The following is an 18,416-nucleotide window of genomic DNA, read 5'->3' on the forward strand; positions in this document are numbered from 1 at the left end:
CGCGGGCATTCAATAGGATAATGACCTTGTCCTGAGGTGCATGGATTCAATAGCCGATTCCTATCTTCTTGTATATAAAATGCATCAGCCAAGCTGGTCCAATCATCAAGAACTGAACATCCTTGAAAAAGGAAGGCTTTTTCCCTTCTATTTTGTGCCCGAAAAACTGAATTACCCAAGCGATCCCAAAAATGCCCAAACTGATCATCCAAAGTGATCCTGGAAAGGCGATGTCCAGAAAATTAGCCAAAGCCAGGCAAAGGGCAGAAAAAAACAACATGCCCAATGAGAGCGGAACAGACAGAGAGAGGTAATAAATCATCACCAACAGAAGAGCAATGGTGGCCCAATTGGCAAAATTTCCAAGAAAAGGAAGAGCAGAGGGAAGGAAACCTGCCGGAATACTGAAAATCAATCCTATCACGCTGAAAAAGATAGCAGGGACACAGACCCAATGAATCAATTTGTTGGTGGGGTTTTGGTGGCTTTCCCCGTATTCTTCGAGTAGCAAGTCTATCTTTCTCATGGCTTTTTGGGTTTCTTCGATTAAGTTGGGTCAAATTAATCAACTGAAAGAAAAAATTAAATCAAACCCTTTGAAAATGATCAGTTATTGGGAGCAAAAAAACTTTTTGAATCATGACTTAATTGTGGTGGGTTCGGGTTTTACCGGGCTCTCTACTGCGATCCATTTCAAAAAGAAGAATCCTAAAGCCAAGGTATTGGTCTTGGAAAAGGAGATTTTTCCTACCGGAGCTAGTACAAAAAATGCCGGATTTGCCTGTTTTGGTAGCCTGACCGAGCTTCTAGACGATTTGCAGACCCTATCTGAGGAAGAGGTCTTGGGTCTGGTCAAAAAAAGGTACCGGGGTTTGGAAGAGATCCGAAAGGTATTTGGGGACAAATCCTTAGAATATAAAGGGAACCATGGATTTGAGATTTTGGATGAAAAGTCCGAAGAGGCTTTGAAGGATTTGGACAGAGTAAACCGTCTACTTAGGAATGTTTTTAATAAAGACGTCTTTTCACCTGTAAAGAGAATGAAAAAGCTGGGCTTTTCTTCCTCAGTAAAAGCGGTAGTAGAAAATAAATTTGAAGGGGAATTAGATCCTGGAAAATACTTGGGAGCGCTATGGAGAATGGCCTCAGAAATGGGAGTGAAAATCCTCACCGGAATTTCAGTGATTGAAGTTCAAAAGGATACTGGGCTAGTATTGGCAGAAAATCTGGATAAGACGAGAATTTATGAGTTTCAAGCTGATAAGGTTGGAATCTGCACCAATGCATTTACCAAAAAACTCTGGCCAGAATCTGAAATCAACCCGGGAAGAGGTTTGATTCTTTTGAGCCAGCCTATAGAGGGGAAAATCCCTTGGAAAGGAGCGTACCACTTAGACAGAGGCTACGTGTATTTCCGTCAGATCGATGGGAGGCTATTGCTGGGAGGAGCGAGAAATTTGGATTTTGAAGGTGAAACTTCTACGGAGTTTAAAGTCAATCCAAAGATTAAAAATCACCTGGACGCTTTGGCCAAAACCGTAATTCTGCCGGGTAAAAGCATCACCTGGGAAATGGAATGGACTGGTATAATGGCTTTTGGATCCAAGAAAACACCTCTAATCCAAAAAGTTGGGAATCGATTAGGTGCTGCGGTCCGATTAGGAGGTATGGGTGTGGCCATTGGCTGGCAGGTAGGAAAAGAGCTTTCGGAGCTTCTTTCGGTCCGGTAATTGGTTTTTTTTATTTAGATTGGACCACAATTTTCTTGTTCCTTAGTTGATGAAAAGCTTACCCAAGTCCCCCAAAGTACTCGACGCGCTGATTCCCCTTTCCTTTTTAATTGTCCTTTTGGTGATCAATATTCGTGTGTTTGGTACTGATGGTTTGTCGGGGTCCAATCAGATTGTTTTGGTCCTTTCTGCGGCTGTTGCGGCCTGTGTGGCAATTTTCCGACTGGGCTATTCTTGGGAGACGCTACAGGATGGCGTGGTGAAAAGCATCAGTTCTGCCATGAGCAGCATCCTGATTTTATTTCTGATCGGAGCTTTGGCCGGCACTTGGCTGCTGAGTGGGATAGTTCCGGCTATGATCTATTATGGTTTGCAAGTGTTGAGTCCGGTGATCTTCCTGTTTGCTGCCTGCTTCATCAGTGCGGTGGTATCCATCGCTACTGGGAGTAGCTGGACCACGGTAGCTACCGTGGGAGTTGCTCTTCTTGGGATAGGCAAAGCCCTGGGCTTTGAGGAAGGAATCATCGCAGGTGCAATTATTTCTGGAGCGTACTTCGGGGACAAAATGTCTCCCCTTTCGGATACGACCAATTTGGCACCTGCCATGGCCGGAACTGATCTTTTCACACATATCCGATACATGGCCAAAACCACCGTGCCATCAATCAGTATTACGTTCATCCTATTCATCATTATCGGATTAAACTATGAGACGGGGGGAAATGTGGAAGATGTCAAAACTATCTCTTCGGTGATTCAATCCAAGTTTAACATCACTCCCTGGCTTTTTGTAGTTCCGATCGTAGTATTGGTCATGATTATCCGAAAAGTGCCTGCTATTCCTGCTCTTTTGACAGGAGCTTTGTTGGGAGGGATTTTTGCCTTGATTTTTCAACCGGATATCATTCAGTTGATTGCCAATGAATCCGGTTCCTATGCCTATCTGAGTTTTAAAGCACTCATGATGGCACTTTACGGAGAAATAAGTGTAGTGACTGATAATGACATTGTCAATGAACTATTGGTGACAGGAGGAATGTCCGGAATGCTCAATACGATCTGGTTGATCGTCTGTGCCATGGTGTTTGGAGGTATTATGGAAGAAAGCGGTATGCTGAAGGTATTGGCTGAGTCGATTATCCGAAATGTCCATCGGGTAGGTTCGCTCATTGCTTCCACAGCTGCCACCTGTGTATTCTTTAATGTCACCACCTCTGATCAGTACCTGGCTATCTTGGTGCCAGGCAGGATGTATGCAGATGTTTATAAAAAGCGTGGGCTGAAACCCGAAAACCTAAGCCGAACTTTGGAAGACTCCGCCACCGTTACCTCAGTTTTGGTGCCATGGAATACCTGTGGAGCTACACAGGCATCTGTTTTGGGTGTGGCTACCTTAGTCTATGCCCCCTATTGCTTTTTCAATATAATAAGCCCATTTATGACCATTCTTTTTGGATACCTAAATCTGGGTATCCGCTATTATGAGCCGGAAGAAGAGTTGGTATGATCCCTTACAGTATTAGCAAAGAAGAAATCAATGAGCTCCCTTTGGGACAGTTTGAAGGTGAGATATTTTTGATCGATCATCGTGACGATGTCGGAGAGGTCGTGGATTTCCTGGAAAATGAAGATATCATCGGGTTTGATACCGAGACTAAACCCTCTTTTAGAAAAGGACAGTTTAATCATGTCTCACTTTTGCAACTTTCGACGGCTACTCAGGCTTTTCTTTTTCGCTTGAACTCCATTGGCTTTCCCAATGAACTCAGAAATCTTCTGGAAAAAGACAACTTGATCAAAGTAGGCGCTGCTGTGCACGATGATATCAAGGCCCTTCGCAAGCTGACTACTTCCTTCCATCCGAATTCCTTTTTTGATCTCAACGATGAGTTGAAAAAAGTTGGTTTTCACAACGTAGGAGTTAGAAACCTCAGTGGGATGGTACTGAAAATCCGGATTTCCAAAACGGAACAAGTATCCAACTGGGAAGCAGAAAGGTTGAGTGAAAAACAGCTTCGCTATGCCGCCACAGACGCATGGGCTTGCTTGGAGATCTATAAAGTCCTGAGGGATGAGGGCTTTCTGGATACGCTGATCAACCCCTGAGGAGGACGACCGATTCCATGTCCTGAATTCGGTTTTCGACCTCCTGTTTCAGTCCCGCTCGAAAGCTGAGAACCATTTCACAATTCAAATTCATGTTTTGTTCTACAATGTCCATATTGAGGCCTTTGACCAGCTTCATCACTTCATTCATCGCCGAATAGGGGAAATTCAGCCTGATTTGGTCCAAAAGAAAGTGGTTGGTGATTTCGTTGGATTCAATTGCCATCTGGGCTGAAGTTTTGTAGGCTTGGATCAAACCACTGACTCCAAGCTTGGTGCCTCCAAAATAACGGACGACCACGATCAATACGTTGGTCAATTGAAAGGAGCGAATCTTTCCCAAAATCGGATCCCCTGCAGAGTGATTAGGCTCGCCATCATCATTGGCTCTAAAGTGTGTCCCATCCTTACCCAACATCCAGGCGTAACAATGGTGACTGGCATCAAAATGGACCTTTTTTAGGTTCAGGAGCTTGAGTCTGATTTCCTCTTCGGAGCCTACAGGAAATCCAAAGAAATGAAACTTACTCCCGCGGTCTTTGAATAGCCCTGCTGACTCCCTGGCAAACGTGAGATAGGAGTCTCCTCCCAGATCATCGCTCATGTATACTTTTTATTTTGTTTCATGTTGGGACTTGGGCCTGCATCACTTCCTTTGTCTTGATTTCCTTCTGTGGCGAGTTCGAATTGGTAAATTCTTCCTCAGCAGAATTTTCCCCAATGACTACAGGCTCCACCAAGATCAGTAAATTATAAATTTAACCTTTCGCTAATGTCACCTTCAAGCCTTTTGTCTTAATTTTAGCTATGATTCGATCGGTTTCACCCAAAGATTCCAAGCAGGAACGAGTTCCAAGAATGTTGGCTATTCCAGGTTTGGAAAATGCCTCAGGCAATATCTACTTCTGGGACGATTCTCCGCTTTTTCCTCAAGGGATCAAAAGAAGCTTCTGGATTTGCGGGGTAGCCCAAGGAGAAATCAGAGGAAAGCATGCACATTATCAGGAGTCGCAGCTCCTTGTGGCTATGAATGGACAACTCCAGATTAGGGTAGAAGGCCTGAATGGTGAGGTAACTCAGTTTGAGCTTTCTTCCCCATCAGAGGGCTTATACGTGCCTCCCATGAATTGGGTGGAGGTGGAGTTTTCCTCCGGTGCGGTCTTGTTGGGCTTGGCTGACCGGGAATTTGACGAATCGGACTATATCAGAGATAAGAAAGACTTTGGAAGCATACAAAAATGAAGTGAGCAACCCCTACCTTCTTCGTGTGGCTTCTGCGGCTGAAGGTACATTTTCCTATTTCCTAAGGAAGTTTCCTATGCCGGGGTATCCGGAGCTTTTGGATTTCCAATGGGTCAAAAAAGAAAGGATAAAAGCTGGAGTGACTTTTGCCCTTTCGCAAGATGGGCGGGCCGTTTCCTTACCTCATGCTCCTTTTGGAGGGATTTGGATGGAAGAAAAGCTCAGCTCGGCATCCCTGGAAGCTTTTTTGAATGCCGTGGTGGAAAATCTCCGATTGAGGAAAGTTCGAAAAATCCTATTGGTGCAGCCACCCAAACCCTATGGTGAAGAGATTGATCTAATCCAGTATTTGTTGTTTAAGACCGGCTTCTCGGTGGAAAAAGTAGTAAGTCATCATTTTCTCTGTGGCAAGAAGAAAATCAAAAAGTTTGCTCAAGATCAACAGATGAAATGGTCCTCAAAATTCAAAGAATCGGGATTGAAGGCTATGATTGGGCCGATTCAAAATTTTGGATTTTTGGAGGAGATCAGAAATTGGAATGCTCAAAAGGGGTATTCGGTCACTTTTGAAGAGGGGAGATTGATTCAGCAGGTATCTGAGTTTCCTGAGCGGTACTTTTTGGTTTCTATTTTGAAAAATAAACAATCGATAGCCCATGCCTTAGGAGTATTGCTGACTGAAGATTGCCTTTATTATTTTCTTTCTGCCATTAATCCCAAATCAGAAGTAAAAAATCTTGGGGATCTTCTTTTGGCCAAGTTTTTTTTCCTGGCCAGTGAACTTAAGGTAAATGAGGTGGATTTGGGCTCTTCGGACTTGAATGAGGGTCCCAACCACAACTTGATTCACTTTAAATCCAGGTTTTCCAACGATATTAGTATCAAAATCACCTGGAGCCGCACAATCTGACTATGGAAGCTGAAGAGTTAGTCACCATCATTTGCATCACTTATAACCAGGAAAAATGGATAGAAGAGACCCTAGCAAGCGTAAAAGAGCAAGAATATTATTATAAAGAATTGATCATAATTGACAATGGAAGTACTGATGGGACGGTGGAAAAGATTAAGTTTTGGCTGAGTCAAAATGCCTCCTTTCTGTCGGTTTCCACGCACTTCCTAAATGAGCAAAAGCCCTATTGTCAACTTTTTAATGACTACCTGATTAAGGCTAAGGGAAAATATCTAGTGGACCTTTCAGGGGATGACGTGCTTTTTCCCGACCATATTTCCAGAAGTGTTCAGGAGTTGAGAGTTGCTCCCTTTGCCGCCTTCAGTTTCTCTGATGCTTACATCCTGAATCAGATCAATGAGATTTCCACCTTTTATCCAAGAAATCAGGCAGGAGATTTGAAAGAGGAAGTACTTCTGACTAATATCTATGAGACCTTGGTGAAGAGGAATTTCATTTGTTCACCCACCATGGTTTTCCACACGGATATTCTCAGGCGAAATGGAGGCTATGATGAAGAGCTGTTTTACGAGGATTTTGATGTGCAGGTGCGTTTGGCCCGTAATTATCCTTTGGTTTTTTCCGATCACATCGGAGTGTTGAAAAGAAAACATGCCGCTTCCATGTCTGAAGGGCAATACAAGCGCTATGATTCCAAAATGCTTCCGACCACGGTCAAGGTCTGTTTGAAAATTGAAGCAATGAATCAATCCGAGGAAGAAAACAAGGCTTTGGGAGAACGGGTCATGTATGAACTCAAGCACGCACTTTGGTCAGCTAATTTTGATTCTGCCAGGGAGTTGGCCGAGCTGGGAGGCCGGATAGGAATGCGGAGTTTGAGATTCAAATTGTTCCGCTTTTGGGCCAAGAAACGATGGGATATTTCTTGGCTTTATGAGAAGCTGACCTAGCCTACGGTGATTTCGATGACCGGAGCCTCTGTAAAATACTTACTTCCTTTTTCGAGGATCTCTTCGGCATCAAACGATCTCAAAAATTCCATCTTTTTTCGATAAAAAGAGAAATCCAGCCCGGAAAAGTGAACGCTTTTGTAGCGGTCTACCCAATCAAAGGAAGTACTGAACCGGCCGACCATTTGTCCGATTAAGTAATTCCTCACCAATTCCAGCTCATCGGGAGCGATTAATTGACTGGACAACAGGTGAATTTCCTTTCTTATTTCCTCCAAAACTTCCTTTTTGAACTGTTTCTGGACATCTGCAGCGATACTCCAATAAGGGAAATCATCAATTTCGCCCAAGGAGGAAGAAATGCCATAGGTATGTCCTTTGTCTTCCCGGATATTTTTGATGAGTCGAGAACCAAAATACCCGCCTAATACCGTATTGAAAACTGAGAGGGGGAAATAGTCGGGATGATTTTTGGGGATTGACCAAGCTCCTATTCGGATACTGGTTTGGAAGGCCTGTGGACGTTCTTCCGAAAGAGCAAAACGCTGCTGAATTTCCTCGGTCCAGGCTGGTTCCACAAACCTGACATAGGGTACCTGTTCCAATCTTCCGTTAAGCTCATTTAATTCAGACAGGGAAAAATCTCCACTAATGAAAATTTCGGCTTCATTCCAGAGAATCTGATCCCGGTAATCCAAAAGATCCTGCCTGCTGACCTCATCAATATGTGCCTCGTTTATTTCCAGTCCATACGGGTGATTAGGTCCAAAAAGAGCCATCCTGAATAACTGTGAGGCTCTGGAGGAAGTCTTTTCTCTCTCCAGTTTGAGCCCGAGCTTTCTTAAGGACTTCTTTTTTTTCAGCTTTTCTTCTGGGAAATTAGCTTCCGTTAAGAGCGATAAAAAAACTGGCAGGACGGTAGTTAAGTGTTTTTTGGTAGTCAGAAGACTGATTCCTTCCCTTGAAAAACCAGAAGAAGGCTGGACTTCGCTGGCATAAAAATCAAAGAATTCGGAAAGTTGATTCTCTGTTTGGCTATGGGTTCCTTCGGTGAGGAGTTGCAAGGTAAAGGAAGGAACCAGATTTTTAGATAAAGGCAGATGTTTTCTTGCTCCTTTGGATACGATTTCGATTTTAACTGCCTCAAGTAATGGGGTACGAAAGTAAAAGACAGGAACTCCAGATGGAGTGAGCCATTTTACAGGATCACTGAGCGTAAAGTCCTCCGGCAGATGGAATTTTGGGGCCTGGGTCCTATCCAGCATTAATTATTGGAAATGGTATAGAGGAGGGTAAATCGAAGGGTTTCGGCGAGGGGGTGGTTTTGAATTTGCGGGACCAAATACGAAAAATCAATCCCGATTCGATTGATGTCAAGACCTAGACCAACGGTGAAATAGCGTCTTCCTCCTTTGGATGGGTTTTCATAAAAATATCCGGTACGAAAGGCAAACTTTTCAGCATACACATATTCTGCTCCAAATGAAATAGAGAATTCTTGCATTTCCTCTTCAAATCCACCAGGAGCATCAGAGAATGAGCCGAACATGCCTGATATCAACGGTCGGTTGGGATCTTTGCCTGCTTCGATAATCAGGTCTCCATTTTCATCCGTGGCCAATGTTCCGTCGTCATTGGTGGCATACACCGGAGGGGTAGGAACCATCAGTTTGTTGAAGTCCAGAGAGAAAGTGATTTTGTTGTTTGGGTTGAGGAAAATACCGTAAGAGGTTCCTATTCGGAAGTTGGTGGGAATGTAATCCAAATCCTCCGCACTGTTGTAAGTGATTTTGGGTCCTATGTTGGTGATGGACAAACCCCAAGCCCAAGTACCCTCTTTGGAACCAATCAGGGTTGGTTTTTGATAATACAATCCAATATCAGCGCCTACACCGATACCGGCACGGGCTTCGTTGCCTCCGGAAGAAGAGATGTTACCCGAAAGATTGGAATAGATGAATCGGGCAGAAATACCCAGTCCAAAATTTTGAGAAAGTTTTCTGGAATAGGTACCGCCTATGGAAATATCCCTGGGATTGAATTCTCCCACGTCATTACCTCGGCCATCAGTCAACTGAATATCTCCCATATTGAAATACCGAAGGTCAAAGCCAAATGCGGAGTTTTCATCGATACGTTTGAACCCGGTCAGGTAGCTGAGAGACATGTCATTGACCAGTTTTCCCAACCAGGGAGAATACGAAAGTGAAAAACCTAAATCATCCTTGATGAAAGCCAATTTTCCTGAATTCCAATGGGCAGAATTGGCGTCTGGAGAGGTTGCTACCCCTACATCACCCATCCCGGAGTGTCTGGAATCAGGTGCAAAATTCAAAAAAGGGACTGCCGTGGTTATCACCCGTCGATTGGGGTCTTGACCGGAAATGATCACGCTGTTTTGCCCAAAAGTGGAGAAACCAATTAGGAAAAAGAAAAGGAATAAGGAGCTTTGCCTAAGGAAAATGGCCTTTATTTTCATCTGATAACTAATTTCCCGCTTTTGGAGTCGAAGTTAAAATCCGACTCTGATTGAAGCGTTAATTTGTAAATATAAGTTCCTTTTGCTGGATATTTTGTTTGACTTTGGAAAAAAAACCAGGACAAATCCCCGATAGTTTCTTCTGCCCTCACTAAACGATAGGATTCCGAAAGAAGTATCTGACCCAACAAATTATAAACTTGAAACGTGAGCATTAAGTTTTCGCCGGGTCGATTGTGACTCAATCGAAAATTAGCCACCTCTGTGGCAGGATTGGGAAAAACCAAATGCGTGAGAATCCGAAGTTCCTTACTCCCTTCTACCTGAATCTCGATTTGTTTTTCACTCCCGTTGCCTACGTTGTCCCAAGCCCTGACTCGAATTAGATTTTTTCCTTCTTTCAGGCCTGAAATCCGGATAGAAAATGAGCCCTTCGAAAATCCTCCTTCTACGGCTTCGAACCGTCTGCCCACATAAACAGGTGCCTCTTCGTTCACCTGGATGGTCAATAATTCCTGAGAAACCAAATCCGAAATATTGATTCCGCTCGGGTCCTCCAAATGGACAACTATGCCTATGCTGGGCGCATTAAACAAGTAAGGCGGGGATGTCATTCCTCCTGGAAAAATGGTTATTTCAGGGCCTTCTCTGTCACTTGTGGGGTCAGCAGCGATGCCACCCATTTTTTTTCGCTCACTTCCAAAAGCTTCCACATCGGAATCGGAAGCCGCCCAAATCCGAATTTTCCCTTCACCCCAATTCAAGTCCATGTTTTTTGGAACAAAAATCTTGGCCACAAGCTTTCCTTCCACCACCTTACCTTTCCCCTGAACCAGCAAGGTGCTTTCCTCCGAAAAACCGAAGGGGCTGTTTTCATCTCCCAAGGTGGATTTGTTCACAGGTTTATCCCGGATTTCCAGCTGATACTCCCCTTGAAAAGTGGGCTGAATCGCCCCAGTGAGAGGGTCCACCACCTGAGCAAAAAGCTCGTATTCCTGTTGAGCAGTAAGGGTGTCTGTTTCGTTTTCTGAATCGGGCTGACTTATTTTTCCTATTGACACCTGTAGTTCGGGAAGGGGAAGCCTCAAACTCGGATCGCCTAAAAGGGAGAAGTTTCTGTTTAGAGGACCGTTTAGACTTTGATTTTTTGTGTTTTTGAAAATAGTGCCCAAATCTTGGTATCGCCCTTCTTCTGAGGCAAGCAATTCTTCGATGAATTCCTTGTTCAAAGTAAAGTTGACACTGCTGAAAACGGGTCTTCCTGTAGTCAAAAGTGCAATTCCTCCCTTTTGTTCAGCAAAAAGGAGTTCTTCAGCTGCTGACCGGATAAAAGGGCTGTCATGTCTGCCAAATTCGCAGGTAGCTGTCATCCAAATGGGCAGAAAGGGCTGTTTTGGCCAGTTTGGAAGGTCACTGACCTGGAAAATTTCTTCGGCAGTCAGGGTAGTTTCGTTGCCATGTCCGATGAAGTTCAGCAGGAGAGTGCCTTCATCCAAAGCCTTTTGCAGCGCTTCTTTGGCAGCAGGTGAGGATTGGCTTCCTGAGCTGTTTACTTGTTCAAACCGGTCGAGGTAAAGCTTCTGGGCTAGAAATCCCGGATGATTTTCTTCAAGGTAGGCTATATGTGCCTCCGCGTCCCTCATGTGGATGTTGTTGTCCGCGTCATCTGCCAAAAAGCTGAGTCGATGCTTCCACTTGCCTGGAAGTGGGTCGGTTTCGTATCGGATGATTTTCTCGACGATTTCGTTTGCTTCTGCATGCGAAATTGCAGGAATCCTGCCCACTCCGATTTGCATCCGTTCGTCTCCTTCTCGGTTTTCTTCCCATTGACCTTGTCCCCATTCTATCAATCCCAGATAATCATCCGAACTATAGGTAGTCAGTGGATTTAGGCTGCTTCTACTGGTGTAAATTGGAAGCAGATTTGGCCTTCCTCCCAAAATTCCCTTATAATCAAAAGTGCCCTTCCCAAGTACCAGCACATTTTTCAGCACTTTTCCCTGATGATATTCCCAGGCTATAAAGTTGCGGATTGCGGTGAGGTCTGGATTTCCGTACCCAAATTCTTTGTAGATTTCATTTACCGGAACAACCTCTGTCGAAACCCCCAAGGATTGCTTGTGTGCTTGAAGTTTTCTGGCCGAACTCAAGAGGTCTTCCGAAGCAATAATCAACAATTCTGACTCTGAAGGCTGCAATCTTCTGCTCAGCGTGACTTCTCGAACAGATTCGATTTCAGGGATTTGATCAGGACTGAATATAGCCCACTTCTTTCCGGAGGCTACATTTTGAGCTGAGGCAATGGGGTGAAAAAAATCCGTGATTTCCCAAGCTACACCAGCATTGGGAAGGGTAAATCGGACGGGTGAGATGCTGTGGAAAATTCCGTTTCTCCATTCATTCGGAGTTCGAGGAGCGCCAACTGCCACGTAATCCAAATAGCCAGAAGAGTTGGAGACTGATGCTTGATAGGTAAATCGAAGCTGAGAAAGGCGATTGTCTGAAGGAGAAATTGTAAAGGAAAACTTTTGTTCTCGGCCTTTGATCCCGTAAAGGGTGTTTGGAATCGGGAGAAACTCAATTTCCTCAAGAAGTGTGTTGCCCGACAAGATTCGAATCAGCGAGGATGAGGAAGATTGGGCCATGCTGCGCCCTTGAATCAGCCAAGGAGCAGAAGCCTCGGAGGTAAGCCCAAAGTTGATATTCAGGCTTTGTCCCTGACGGATAGGAAGGGAATACCAATCTCGTCCTGAATCCAGAAGGTTGGTTTTTTCCTCTTTGTAGGGATACAATTGATAGAGAAAATCAGGGGAGGGGAGAGTCGATTCTGTAAATTCTTCCCTGGCAATCCGTTTGGGATCATTATTTTTCCCTATCCAATAGCTTAAAGCATTGGAATAGAGGTGATGCTGATAGTGAATGTCTCCGGTAGAGTCCAATGCTATCGTATGTGGACCTTGGAGAAAAACCCAAAGCTCGTCTTCGGATCGCCAAGAGGGGATTTCCAGAAGTTGGAGTTGGGTCGAATCCAGTTTTTGAGGGAGCATACCCGGATATCCGAAAAAGCTGATTTGGGACAAATCACCAAGGCCAAGCGATCGGGCTTTTTCTCCGGATAATTTATAAACTCCTGATTCTTTGATTTCAAACTCAAAAAATTGGGCTGAGGCTCTTTGGTAATTAAGAGCAAAAAAGATGAAAACCAACACCCAATATCTTCGCCTCATTCACTTGTCCCTAAATTTTCTGCAATCGATAGTAGGATGTAAGTTAAAATGATTAGCGGGATTCCCGCGAGCTGAAATAGCCCAAAAGCCAAAAAACTTACTCCGACCAGAAGAAATCTAAACTGATTTCCCGAAAATCTGAAATGTTTAAACTTCAGAGCGATCAATGGAAGCTCAGCAACCAATAAAATCGAAAAAAACCAAGCAATAAACAGCAGGGAAACGGGGCCAGTGATCCAAATTCCGATTTTTGGCCAAAGTAACGCAAGATGGGGTAAGGTACTGATAAACAGTGCATTTGCTGGAGTGGGAAGACCGATAAACCGATCATTTTGCCTGGTGTCCAGATTAAACTTGGCAAGTCGATAGGCTGAAAGCATAGGGACAATCAGCGTGAAATAGGGAAGCCAATCCCAGGTAGTGCTACCCAAGGTCATTCGGAACAGGACAATTCCTGGAAGCACTCCAAAAGAAACGACATCGGCGAGCGAGTCCAATTCTTTCCCGATTCCACTCTGTACGTTCAGCAGGCGGGCAAGCAACCCATCCAAAAAGTCCAAGGCTGCGGCAAGCAAGACATAAGTGGCGGCATGAAGTACCTTCCCTTCGAGCACGGCAATGATCCCCAATACTCCCGTTAGCAGATTGAGAAGGGTGATGAAGTTGGGAATATGTCTCAGTATAGTCAATAGCTTACTTTTTCTCCCACGAAGGGGTTGTTTCTTTTTTCAAATTGAATGGTGGTCTCTGGCCCGTGTCCGGGAAAGACCACTGTTTCCTCTGGAAGAGTGAAGAGTTCACTTTTTATTTTGGAAAGCAGCTGAGCGTGATTTCCTCCAGGGAGATCACTTCGCCCTATGCTTCCTTTGAACAGCGTGTCTCCACCGAGGCATCGTTTGCTGGGTTCGTGGTAAAAAACCACATGACCGGGTGAATGTCCCGGCACAAATAGGACTTTAATCTCCTCCTCTCCTAGGGTAATCACCTGTCCTTCTTGAAGAAAATGATCTGGAGTAGCACCTTCGTATCCATGAAACCCATAATTAGGCGCATAGACTTCAACAGATTTGAGTACGGGGATTTCCTTCTCATGAATCCAAAGCGGAATCCCCCATTTACGCTTTGCCCAGGCATTACCCAACACATGGTCGATATGACAATGCGTATTCAAAAGCAAAACGAGATCCAATTGATGCCTCTCGATAAACTCGGTCAACTCTGCTTTTTCCCCCGGCTCATGACAACCCGGATCAATAAGGGCAGCCACTCCATTTTCATCATGGATAAGATAAGTGTTTTCTTGGAAAGGATTGAAAGTAAAGGAGTGAATCGAAAGCATGGTAAAAGTCCGCTGAAAGTCGGCAAAATAAAGAAATATGGACTTACTTTTGGTCATGGAAATTGATTTTTTGATTATCGGACAGGGTTTGGCTGGCAGTGCGATGGCCTACAGGCTATTGCTGGCCGGGAAAAAAGTCATCGTGATTGATCAACCCAAAAACAACCAAAGCAGCCGGATTGCCGCCGGATTGTACAATCCGGTGACCGGGAAAAAAATGGTCAAATCCTGGATGGCAGAGCATCTTTTTCCTGAAATTGTGCCTTTTTACCGAGAGTTGGAGCTGGTAATCGGGAAGAAATTTCTCCATGAATTTCCTATTTACCGGCCTTTTCTCACGATAGAGGAGCAAAATGAGTGGATGGGGCACTCAAGTGATCCGATGGTTGACTTGTTTTTGGAGCGTATCCCCACTTGCAGTCAATCATCCGAATTGAGAGATTCCTATGGAGGGGTCCTTTTGAAGAAGTCCGGATGGCTGGATATCCCCGTATATCTGGATGGTTTTGCCGGATTTTTAGGAGAAAGGTTGATATTAGATTGGTTTGAGGAAAAAGAATTGGTCAAAACCAAGAAAGGGTGGGAGTATAAAGGTATCCTTACCCAATCCCTTATCTATTGTGGAGGACTTGGAGAGCTAAAATCCCGTTTCTTTGGCGTTCTGCCTTTCGCTCCGGTCAAAGGAGAAATTCTGGAGGTTTTTCAGGATTTTGATCCGGGATGGATTGTCAATCGCGGGGTCTTCCGGGTTCCTCTGGGAAAAGGGCTTTTTCGGGTGGGGTCTACCTACACCTGGCATGATTTGGACCAAGGTCCCACCGATACTGCAAAAAATGAGCTTTTGGAAAAGCTCGAGAAACTGGTCAAACCTGCTGTAAAGGGGGTGAAAAGTCACCGATCGGGAATACGTCCTGCGACCAAAGACAGAAAGCCTTTTTTGGGAAAACATCCTGGAGAAGATGGCGTTTACATATTCAATGGTTTTGGGGCTAAAGGAGTGTCATTAATTCCCTATTTTAGTCAAATGATGACCGCTTATCTTTTACAAAACCAACCCTTATTGGCTGAAGTGGATATCAAAAGGTATTTTAAGTATATTTAAAACCGTTCAAATCACTAAGAATGCGATTACTGGTCTTTCGACTTCTTATCCTATGTTTTTTCCTGGGTTCAGGAGAGCTTGCCTGGGCACAATTTGACCAGGAGCGTTTTGGTAAAAATAGGGTGCAACACAAAGAAATCAATTGGTATTTCTATTCCTCCAATAATTTTGAGGTCTATTATTACGACCGGGGCGGACCCAATGCCAAAATGGCGATAGAGTATTTGGAGTCAGAATTTGACAGAATCACCCAAAGCATTGGATATGTAGCCTACACCAAACCAAAAATATATATCTACAATTCTCCTGAGGAGAGGCTCCAAAGTAATCTGGACCTTAATCAGCAGCAGTATACCATCGATGGGCAGACCAAATTTACCCGACTTATCGCAGAACTTGCTTACAAAGGGCGAATTGACCAGTTTAAAGAAGATCTGATTTATGCCACCACCAAGGTCATCATCAAAGAAATGCTCTACGGAGCTTCTGTGTCGGATGCATTCCAGGCTAATCTGGTTAATGATTTTCCAGAATGGTATATCGATGGTGTTGCTCTTTTTCTTGCCAAAGGATGGAGCAGAGAAATGGATGATTTTTTAAGGTATTATCTGAAAGAAAACTCCAATCCTAAGATTTTGAACCTTTCCGGCGCGGATGCCGCCTTGGTAGGGCAGTCCATTTGGAATTTTATTGCGGAAAAATACGGGAGAAGGTACATCTCCAGCATTTTGAATCTATCGAGAATAAACAGAAATGAGGAAAACAGCATTTCCAATACGATAGGGCTAAATGTGAAGCAGTTTTTTGATGATTGGAAAAATTTTTATCTCAAAATCAATGAACCCGTGTATTCCGGTTTCAAAGATGTGAATCCCAACTCCGCCATTGCTTCCACCTCTTCACGAACTCAGGGCGCTATTTCAGATATCAAATTCAGTCCTGATGGGTTGAATCTTGCCTATGTGGTCAACAATTCTGGTAAATTCAAAGTCATCGTGCGGGACTTGTCTTCTGGATTGGAACAAACCATTTTCACCGGCGGTGCTTCGTACGATGAGCTTCCTCCCAATACGGGTTCTCCGATAATTGCGTGGAGAGATTCTGCTAACATCGCCATAGCTTCATTCAAAAGAGGAATCACGACCCTTCGTCTCCGTTCTATTGATGGTTCTTCCCAGGATAAAATTTTCCTAAGAAACATTACCCAAATCACCAGCTTGGATTTCAATGAATCCGGCAGGAATATGGTTCTTTCTGCTATTTCCAATGGCAGATCGGATATCTACACCCTGAATGTCCGTGGTCAGGGCAAAAGGTTGACCAATGATCTTTTTGATGATTTAACTCCGGCCTTTTTGAATGACTCTACCATAATTTATTCCACCAATTTCACCGAGCTACCTGATTCGGTCCTAACGGCCACTCCGGATATTAAGGTATTGCCCGATTTGTACAATCTGTATATGGTTCAGGTTTTGAAAGACACGACTATTTTCACCAAACTGACCAACTCGAACAGCAAAAACCTCATGCCCAGAAAGGTAAACAACAACACGATGGTTTACCTGAGTGATTTGAGCGGAATCAATAATCTGATGAAATTGAATATCGGAAATCAAGTCTCCAATCAAATCTCTGCTTTGGGGAAGAGTATAGAAGTCTTTGACGTCAATAGCCGCATGAACAAAATTGCCTATGCGGTTCGGGATGGCAAATCGGCAGAGTTGTTCGTGGAGAGCTACAGTGGTGCTGACCAATTTACCCCCAGTACGCCAAGAATTCAGCTTGCCCAAGCCAAAGAATTGAATGAGCGATTGGCTGCAAGGAGACTGCTGGAGGCGAGAACCAATCAAGCCAAAGAAGAGCCTTCTCCTTTGCAGGAACCGATTGCTGCTCCCATAGACAATGCGAAAATAGATACCACCAGAAGCGGTACCTCTTCCATCAGCTTGGATCGCTTGAGATTTGATAACAAAAGAGGAATCAATACAGAAAATTATCAGTTTGATACCCTTCCACAACGAGTGAATGTCCAAGAAACCGTAAGTAGGACTGAGACGGGAAGAAGTAATCTTCTCGAGGCATTTCGCAAGCAAAGCATGACAAAGAGGGTTTCCGGTCCCAGACAAATGGAGCCTCAGTTTTTCACCAACAACATCAATACTCACTTTGTAGTGGATCCAATCCGGGGATTTGGAATCAATCTCAATGGAAAAATGACGGACATCCTCGATAACCATGTGTTTATGGGAGGAATCATGCAGTCCTTGGATTTCAGTTCGGGTGGGGATATTTGGTTTGAGTATGAATATTTGAAGAATCGATTTGATCTCAGAGGAAGGTTCGACAGAAGAGTCATCCGATCCAATGAAAGCGATATATCAGTCCAAAAATATGCATTGACCAAAACAGAGTTAGGCGTGAGCTATCCGCTGAATATCAATTCACGAGTGTATTTGGCTCCGTTCTTAGCCAAGACTCAATACTTTAATCTGAACCCAGATTCGTTGATATTTGGCCAAGATCCCGACCAGAATCGATTTGATGTCAATTATGTCGGTGGCAAAGCGGAATTCGTCTATGACCGTACTCAGCCTTTGGGACTTTATTCCTTCACCGGACTTAAGGGAAAAGTGGGCTTTGTCCATTACCAAGGAATGAATCATGGGGATCGCTCTTTCAGTAATCTGTATGTAGATGTCCGTAACTTCCAGAGAATTCACAAGAATATTGTCTTAGCTTCCCGCCTGTTTTACGGCTCCTTTATGGGAAACAATCCTCAGAATTATTTAGTGGGGGGCATGGACAATTGGCTGTTTAATGAATACTACAACCCGCCTTCCAACCGACCGGAGCCTTCTCCGGTGAGGAACCCTACCGGACTCGAAAACTCCAATCTTTTGTTTACCGAATTTGTGGATCTGCGAGGGTATGATTATGATGAAATCAGAGGAAGAAATGTCCTCACCTTTACCACTGAGCTTAGACTTCCTGTATTTTCTTACCTCACCAGAGGCAATATCACCTCCAATTTTATCCGGAATTTCCAATTGGTAGCTTTCTATGACATTGGATCGGCTTGGAATGATTTCAATCCATGGCAAAAAGTCAATGATCAAAACACAGAGGTGATCAATACGGAAGGTTCGCCTTTTGAGATTATTCTGAATAACTTCAATAACCCTTGGCTTCAGAGTTATGGAGCAGGTCTTCGTACCGTGCTGTTGAATTACTACGTGAAATTTGATGTGGCCCGACCAGTTCGCAATTATCAGCAGGAAGACTTGAAGTTTTATTTTACCTTGGGCTACAATTTCTAAGCAATAGT

General features: G+C 44.1%; 15 protein-coding genes. 8 read left to right on the forward strand and 7 right to left on the reverse strand.

Annotation, left to right across the window (positions count from 1 at the left end; all coding sequences use genetic code 11):
- Positions 1-46: 46 nt before the first annotated feature.
- A complete protein-coding gene (locus AAA943_RS15730) occupies positions 47-526 on the reverse strand; it encodes an Mpo1 family 2-hydroxy fatty acid dioxygenase (protein WP_338225228.1) in 480 nt (159 codons plus the stop codon).
- 76 nt (positions 527-602) lie between these two features.
- Here AAA943_RS15730 and AAA943_RS15735 point away from each other — a divergent pair, with 76 nt between their 5' ends.
- Genes AAA943_RS15735 through AAA943_RS15745 form a run of 3 tightly spaced genes read left to right on the forward strand, consistent with a single transcriptional unit; the run spans position 603 to position 3,836 of the window.
- On the forward strand, positions 603-1,730 hold the full coding sequence (locus AAA943_RS15735) for an NAD(P)/FAD-dependent oxidoreductase (protein ID WP_338225229.1): 1,128 nt from the start codon (positions 603-605) through the stop codon (positions 1,728-1,730).
- Positions 1,731-1,779: 49 nt separating this feature from the next.
- A complete protein-coding gene (gene nhaC / locus AAA943_RS15740) occupies positions 1,780-3,237 on the forward strand; it encodes a Na+/H+ antiporter NhaC (RefSeq protein ID WP_338225230.1) in 1,458 nt (485 codons plus the stop codon).
- Entirely contained in the window at positions 3,234-3,836 is a 603-nt protein-coding gene (locus AAA943_RS15745) for a 3'-5' exonuclease (protein ID WP_338225231.1), read from the forward strand. The genes nhaC and AAA943_RS15745 overlap by 4 nt, the downstream gene beginning before the upstream one ends.
- On the opposite strand, the gene AAA943_RS15750 is transcribed toward AAA943_RS15745, so the two are convergent.
- The gene (locus AAA943_RS15750) at positions 3,826-4,440 is read right to left on the reverse strand and encodes an IMPACT family protein (RefSeq protein WP_338225232.1); all 615 of its coding nucleotides are present in this window, start codon (positions 4,438-4,440) and stop codon (positions 3,826-3,828) included. The genes AAA943_RS15745 and AAA943_RS15750 overlap by 11 nt on opposite strands.
- 203 nt (positions 4,441-4,643) lie before the next feature.
- Between AAA943_RS15750 and AAA943_RS15755 the strand changes: the two genes are divergently transcribed.
- The 3 genes from AAA943_RS15755 to AAA943_RS15765 are packed head-to-tail and all read left to right on the forward strand — an operon-like array spanning position 4,644 to position 6,941.
- Positions 4,644-5,078: a sugar 3,4-ketoisomerase gene (locus tag AAA943_RS15755; protein ID WP_338225233.1), complete on the forward strand. Its 435-nt coding sequence runs from the start codon at positions 4,644-4,646 to the stop codon at positions 5,076-5,078.
- A complete protein-coding gene (locus tag AAA943_RS15760) occupies positions 5,059-5,988 on the forward strand; it encodes a hypothetical protein (protein ID WP_338225235.1) in 930 nt (309 codons plus the stop codon). Before AAA943_RS15755 ends, AAA943_RS15760 begins: the two co-directional genes overlap by 20 nt.
- A 2-nt stretch (positions 5,989-5,990) precedes the next feature.
- The gene (locus tag AAA943_RS15765; protein ID WP_338225236.1) at positions 5,991-6,941 is read left to right on the forward strand and encodes a glycosyltransferase; all 951 of its coding nucleotides are present in this window, start codon (positions 5,991-5,993) and stop codon (positions 6,939-6,941) included.
- On the opposite strand, the gene AAA943_RS15770 is transcribed toward AAA943_RS15765, so the two are convergent.
- The 5 genes from AAA943_RS15770 to AAA943_RS15790 are packed head-to-tail and all read right to left on the reverse strand — an operon-like array spanning position 6,938 to position 14,043.
- Positions 6,938-8,206 (reverse strand): M16 family metallopeptidase, encoded by a 1,269-nt coding sequence (locus AAA943_RS15770; protein WP_338225237.1) that lies wholly within the window; start codon positions 8,204-8,206, stop codon positions 6,938-6,940. The two genes, AAA943_RS15765 and AAA943_RS15770, sit on opposite strands and share 4 nt — an antisense overlap.
- Complete coding sequence (porV, locus tag AAA943_RS15775) at positions 8,206-9,420, reverse strand: type IX secretion system outer membrane channel protein PorV (protein ID WP_338225238.1); 1,215 nt, start codon at positions 9,418-9,420, stop codon at positions 8,206-8,208. Before porV ends, AAA943_RS15770 begins: the two co-directional genes overlap by 1 nt.
- Positions 9,417-12,647 carry a type IX secretion system sortase PorU gene (gene porU / locus AAA943_RS15780; RefSeq protein ID WP_338225239.1) on the reverse strand — a complete coding sequence of 1,077 codons (3,231 nt, stop codon included), beginning with the start codon at positions 12,645-12,647 and terminating at the stop codon, positions 9,417-9,419. Before porU ends, porV begins: the two co-directional genes overlap by 4 nt.
- Positions 12,644-13,336 carry a CDP-diacylglycerol--serine O-phosphatidyltransferase gene (gene pssA, locus AAA943_RS15785; RefSeq protein WP_338225240.1) on the reverse strand — a complete coding sequence of 231 codons (693 nt, stop codon included), beginning with the start codon at positions 13,334-13,336 and terminating at the stop codon, positions 12,644-12,646. Before pssA ends, porU begins: the two co-directional genes overlap by 4 nt.
- On the reverse strand, positions 13,333-14,043 hold the full coding sequence (locus AAA943_RS15790; RefSeq protein WP_338225241.1) for an MBL fold metallo-hydrolase: 711 nt from the start codon (positions 14,041-14,043) through the stop codon (positions 13,333-13,335). Before AAA943_RS15790 ends, pssA begins: the two co-directional genes overlap by 4 nt.
- Here AAA943_RS15790 and AAA943_RS15795 point away from each other — a divergent pair.
- Together AAA943_RS15795 and AAA943_RS15800 are read left to right on the forward strand one after the other, a co-directional pair.
- Positions 14,024-15,088 (forward strand): NAD(P)/FAD-dependent oxidoreductase, encoded by a 1,065-nt coding sequence (locus AAA943_RS15795; RefSeq protein WP_338225242.1) that lies wholly within the window; start codon positions 14,024-14,026, stop codon positions 15,086-15,088. The genes AAA943_RS15790 and AAA943_RS15795 overlap by 20 nt on opposite strands.
- A gap of 20 nt (positions 15,089-15,108) precedes the next feature.
- Positions 15,109-18,408 (forward strand): biopolymer transporter Tol, encoded by a 3,300-nt coding sequence (locus AAA943_RS15800; RefSeq protein WP_338225243.1) that lies wholly within the window; start codon positions 15,109-15,111, stop codon positions 18,406-18,408.
- The last annotated feature ends 8 nt before the right edge of the window (positions 18,409-18,416 follow it).

It is taken from the genome of Algoriphagus confluentis (genome assembly GCF_036245625.1).
Taxonomy (GTDB): Bacteria; Bacteroidota; Bacteroidia; order Cytophagales; family Cyclobacteriaceae; genus Algoriphagus; species Algoriphagus confluentis.

Bases quoted from the DNA above. Each gene is read 5' to 3' on its own strand.
- AAA943_RS15750 (WP_338225232.1), bottom strand. From the start codon at position 4,440: ATGAGCGATGATCTGGGAGGAGACTCCTATCTCACGTTTGCCAGGGAG.
- AAA943_RS15790 (WP_338225241.1), bottom strand. From the start codon at position 14,043: ATGACCAAAAGTAAGTCCATATTTCTTTATTTTGCCGACTTTCAGCGG.
- AAA943_RS15745 (WP_338225231.1), top strand. From the start codon at position 3,234: ATGATCCCTTACAGTATTAGCAAAGAAGAAATCAATGAGCTCCCTTTG.
- AAA943_RS15765 (WP_338225236.1), top strand. From the start codon at position 5,991: ATGGAAGCTGAAGAGTTAGTCACCATCATTTGCATCACTTATAACCAG.
- AAA943_RS15755 (WP_338225233.1), top strand. From the start codon at position 4,644: ATGATTCGATCGGTTTCACCCAAAGATTCCAAGCAGGAACGAGTTCCA.
- porV (WP_338225238.1), bottom strand. From the start codon at position 9,420: ATGAAAATAAAGGCCATTTTCCTTAGGCAAAGCTCCTTATTCCTTTTC.
- AAA943_RS15770 (WP_338225237.1), bottom strand. From the start codon at position 8,206: ATGCTGGATAGGACCCAGGCCCCAAAATTCCATCTGCCGGAGGACTTT.
- AAA943_RS15800 (WP_338225243.1), top strand. From the start codon at position 15,109: ATGCGATTACTGGTCTTTCGACTTCTTATCCTATGTTTTTTCCTGGGT.
- AAA943_RS15795 (WP_338225242.1), top strand. From the start codon at position 14,024: ATGGACTTACTTTTGGTCATGGAAATTGATTTTTTGATTATCGGACAG.
- nhaC (WP_338225230.1), top strand. From the start codon at position 1,780: ATGAAAAGCTTACCCAAGTCCCCCAAAGTACTCGACGCGCTGATTCCC.
- AAA943_RS15730 (WP_338225228.1), bottom strand. From the start codon at position 526: ATGAGAAAGATAGACTTGCTACTCGAAGAATACGGGGAAAGCCACCAA.
- AAA943_RS15735 (WP_338225229.1), top strand. From the start codon at position 603: ATGATCAGTTATTGGGAGCAAAAAAACTTTTTGAATCATGACTTAATT.
- porU (WP_338225239.1), bottom strand. From the start codon at position 12,647: ATGAGGCGAAGATATTGGGTGTTGGTTTTCATCTTTTTTGCTCTTAAT.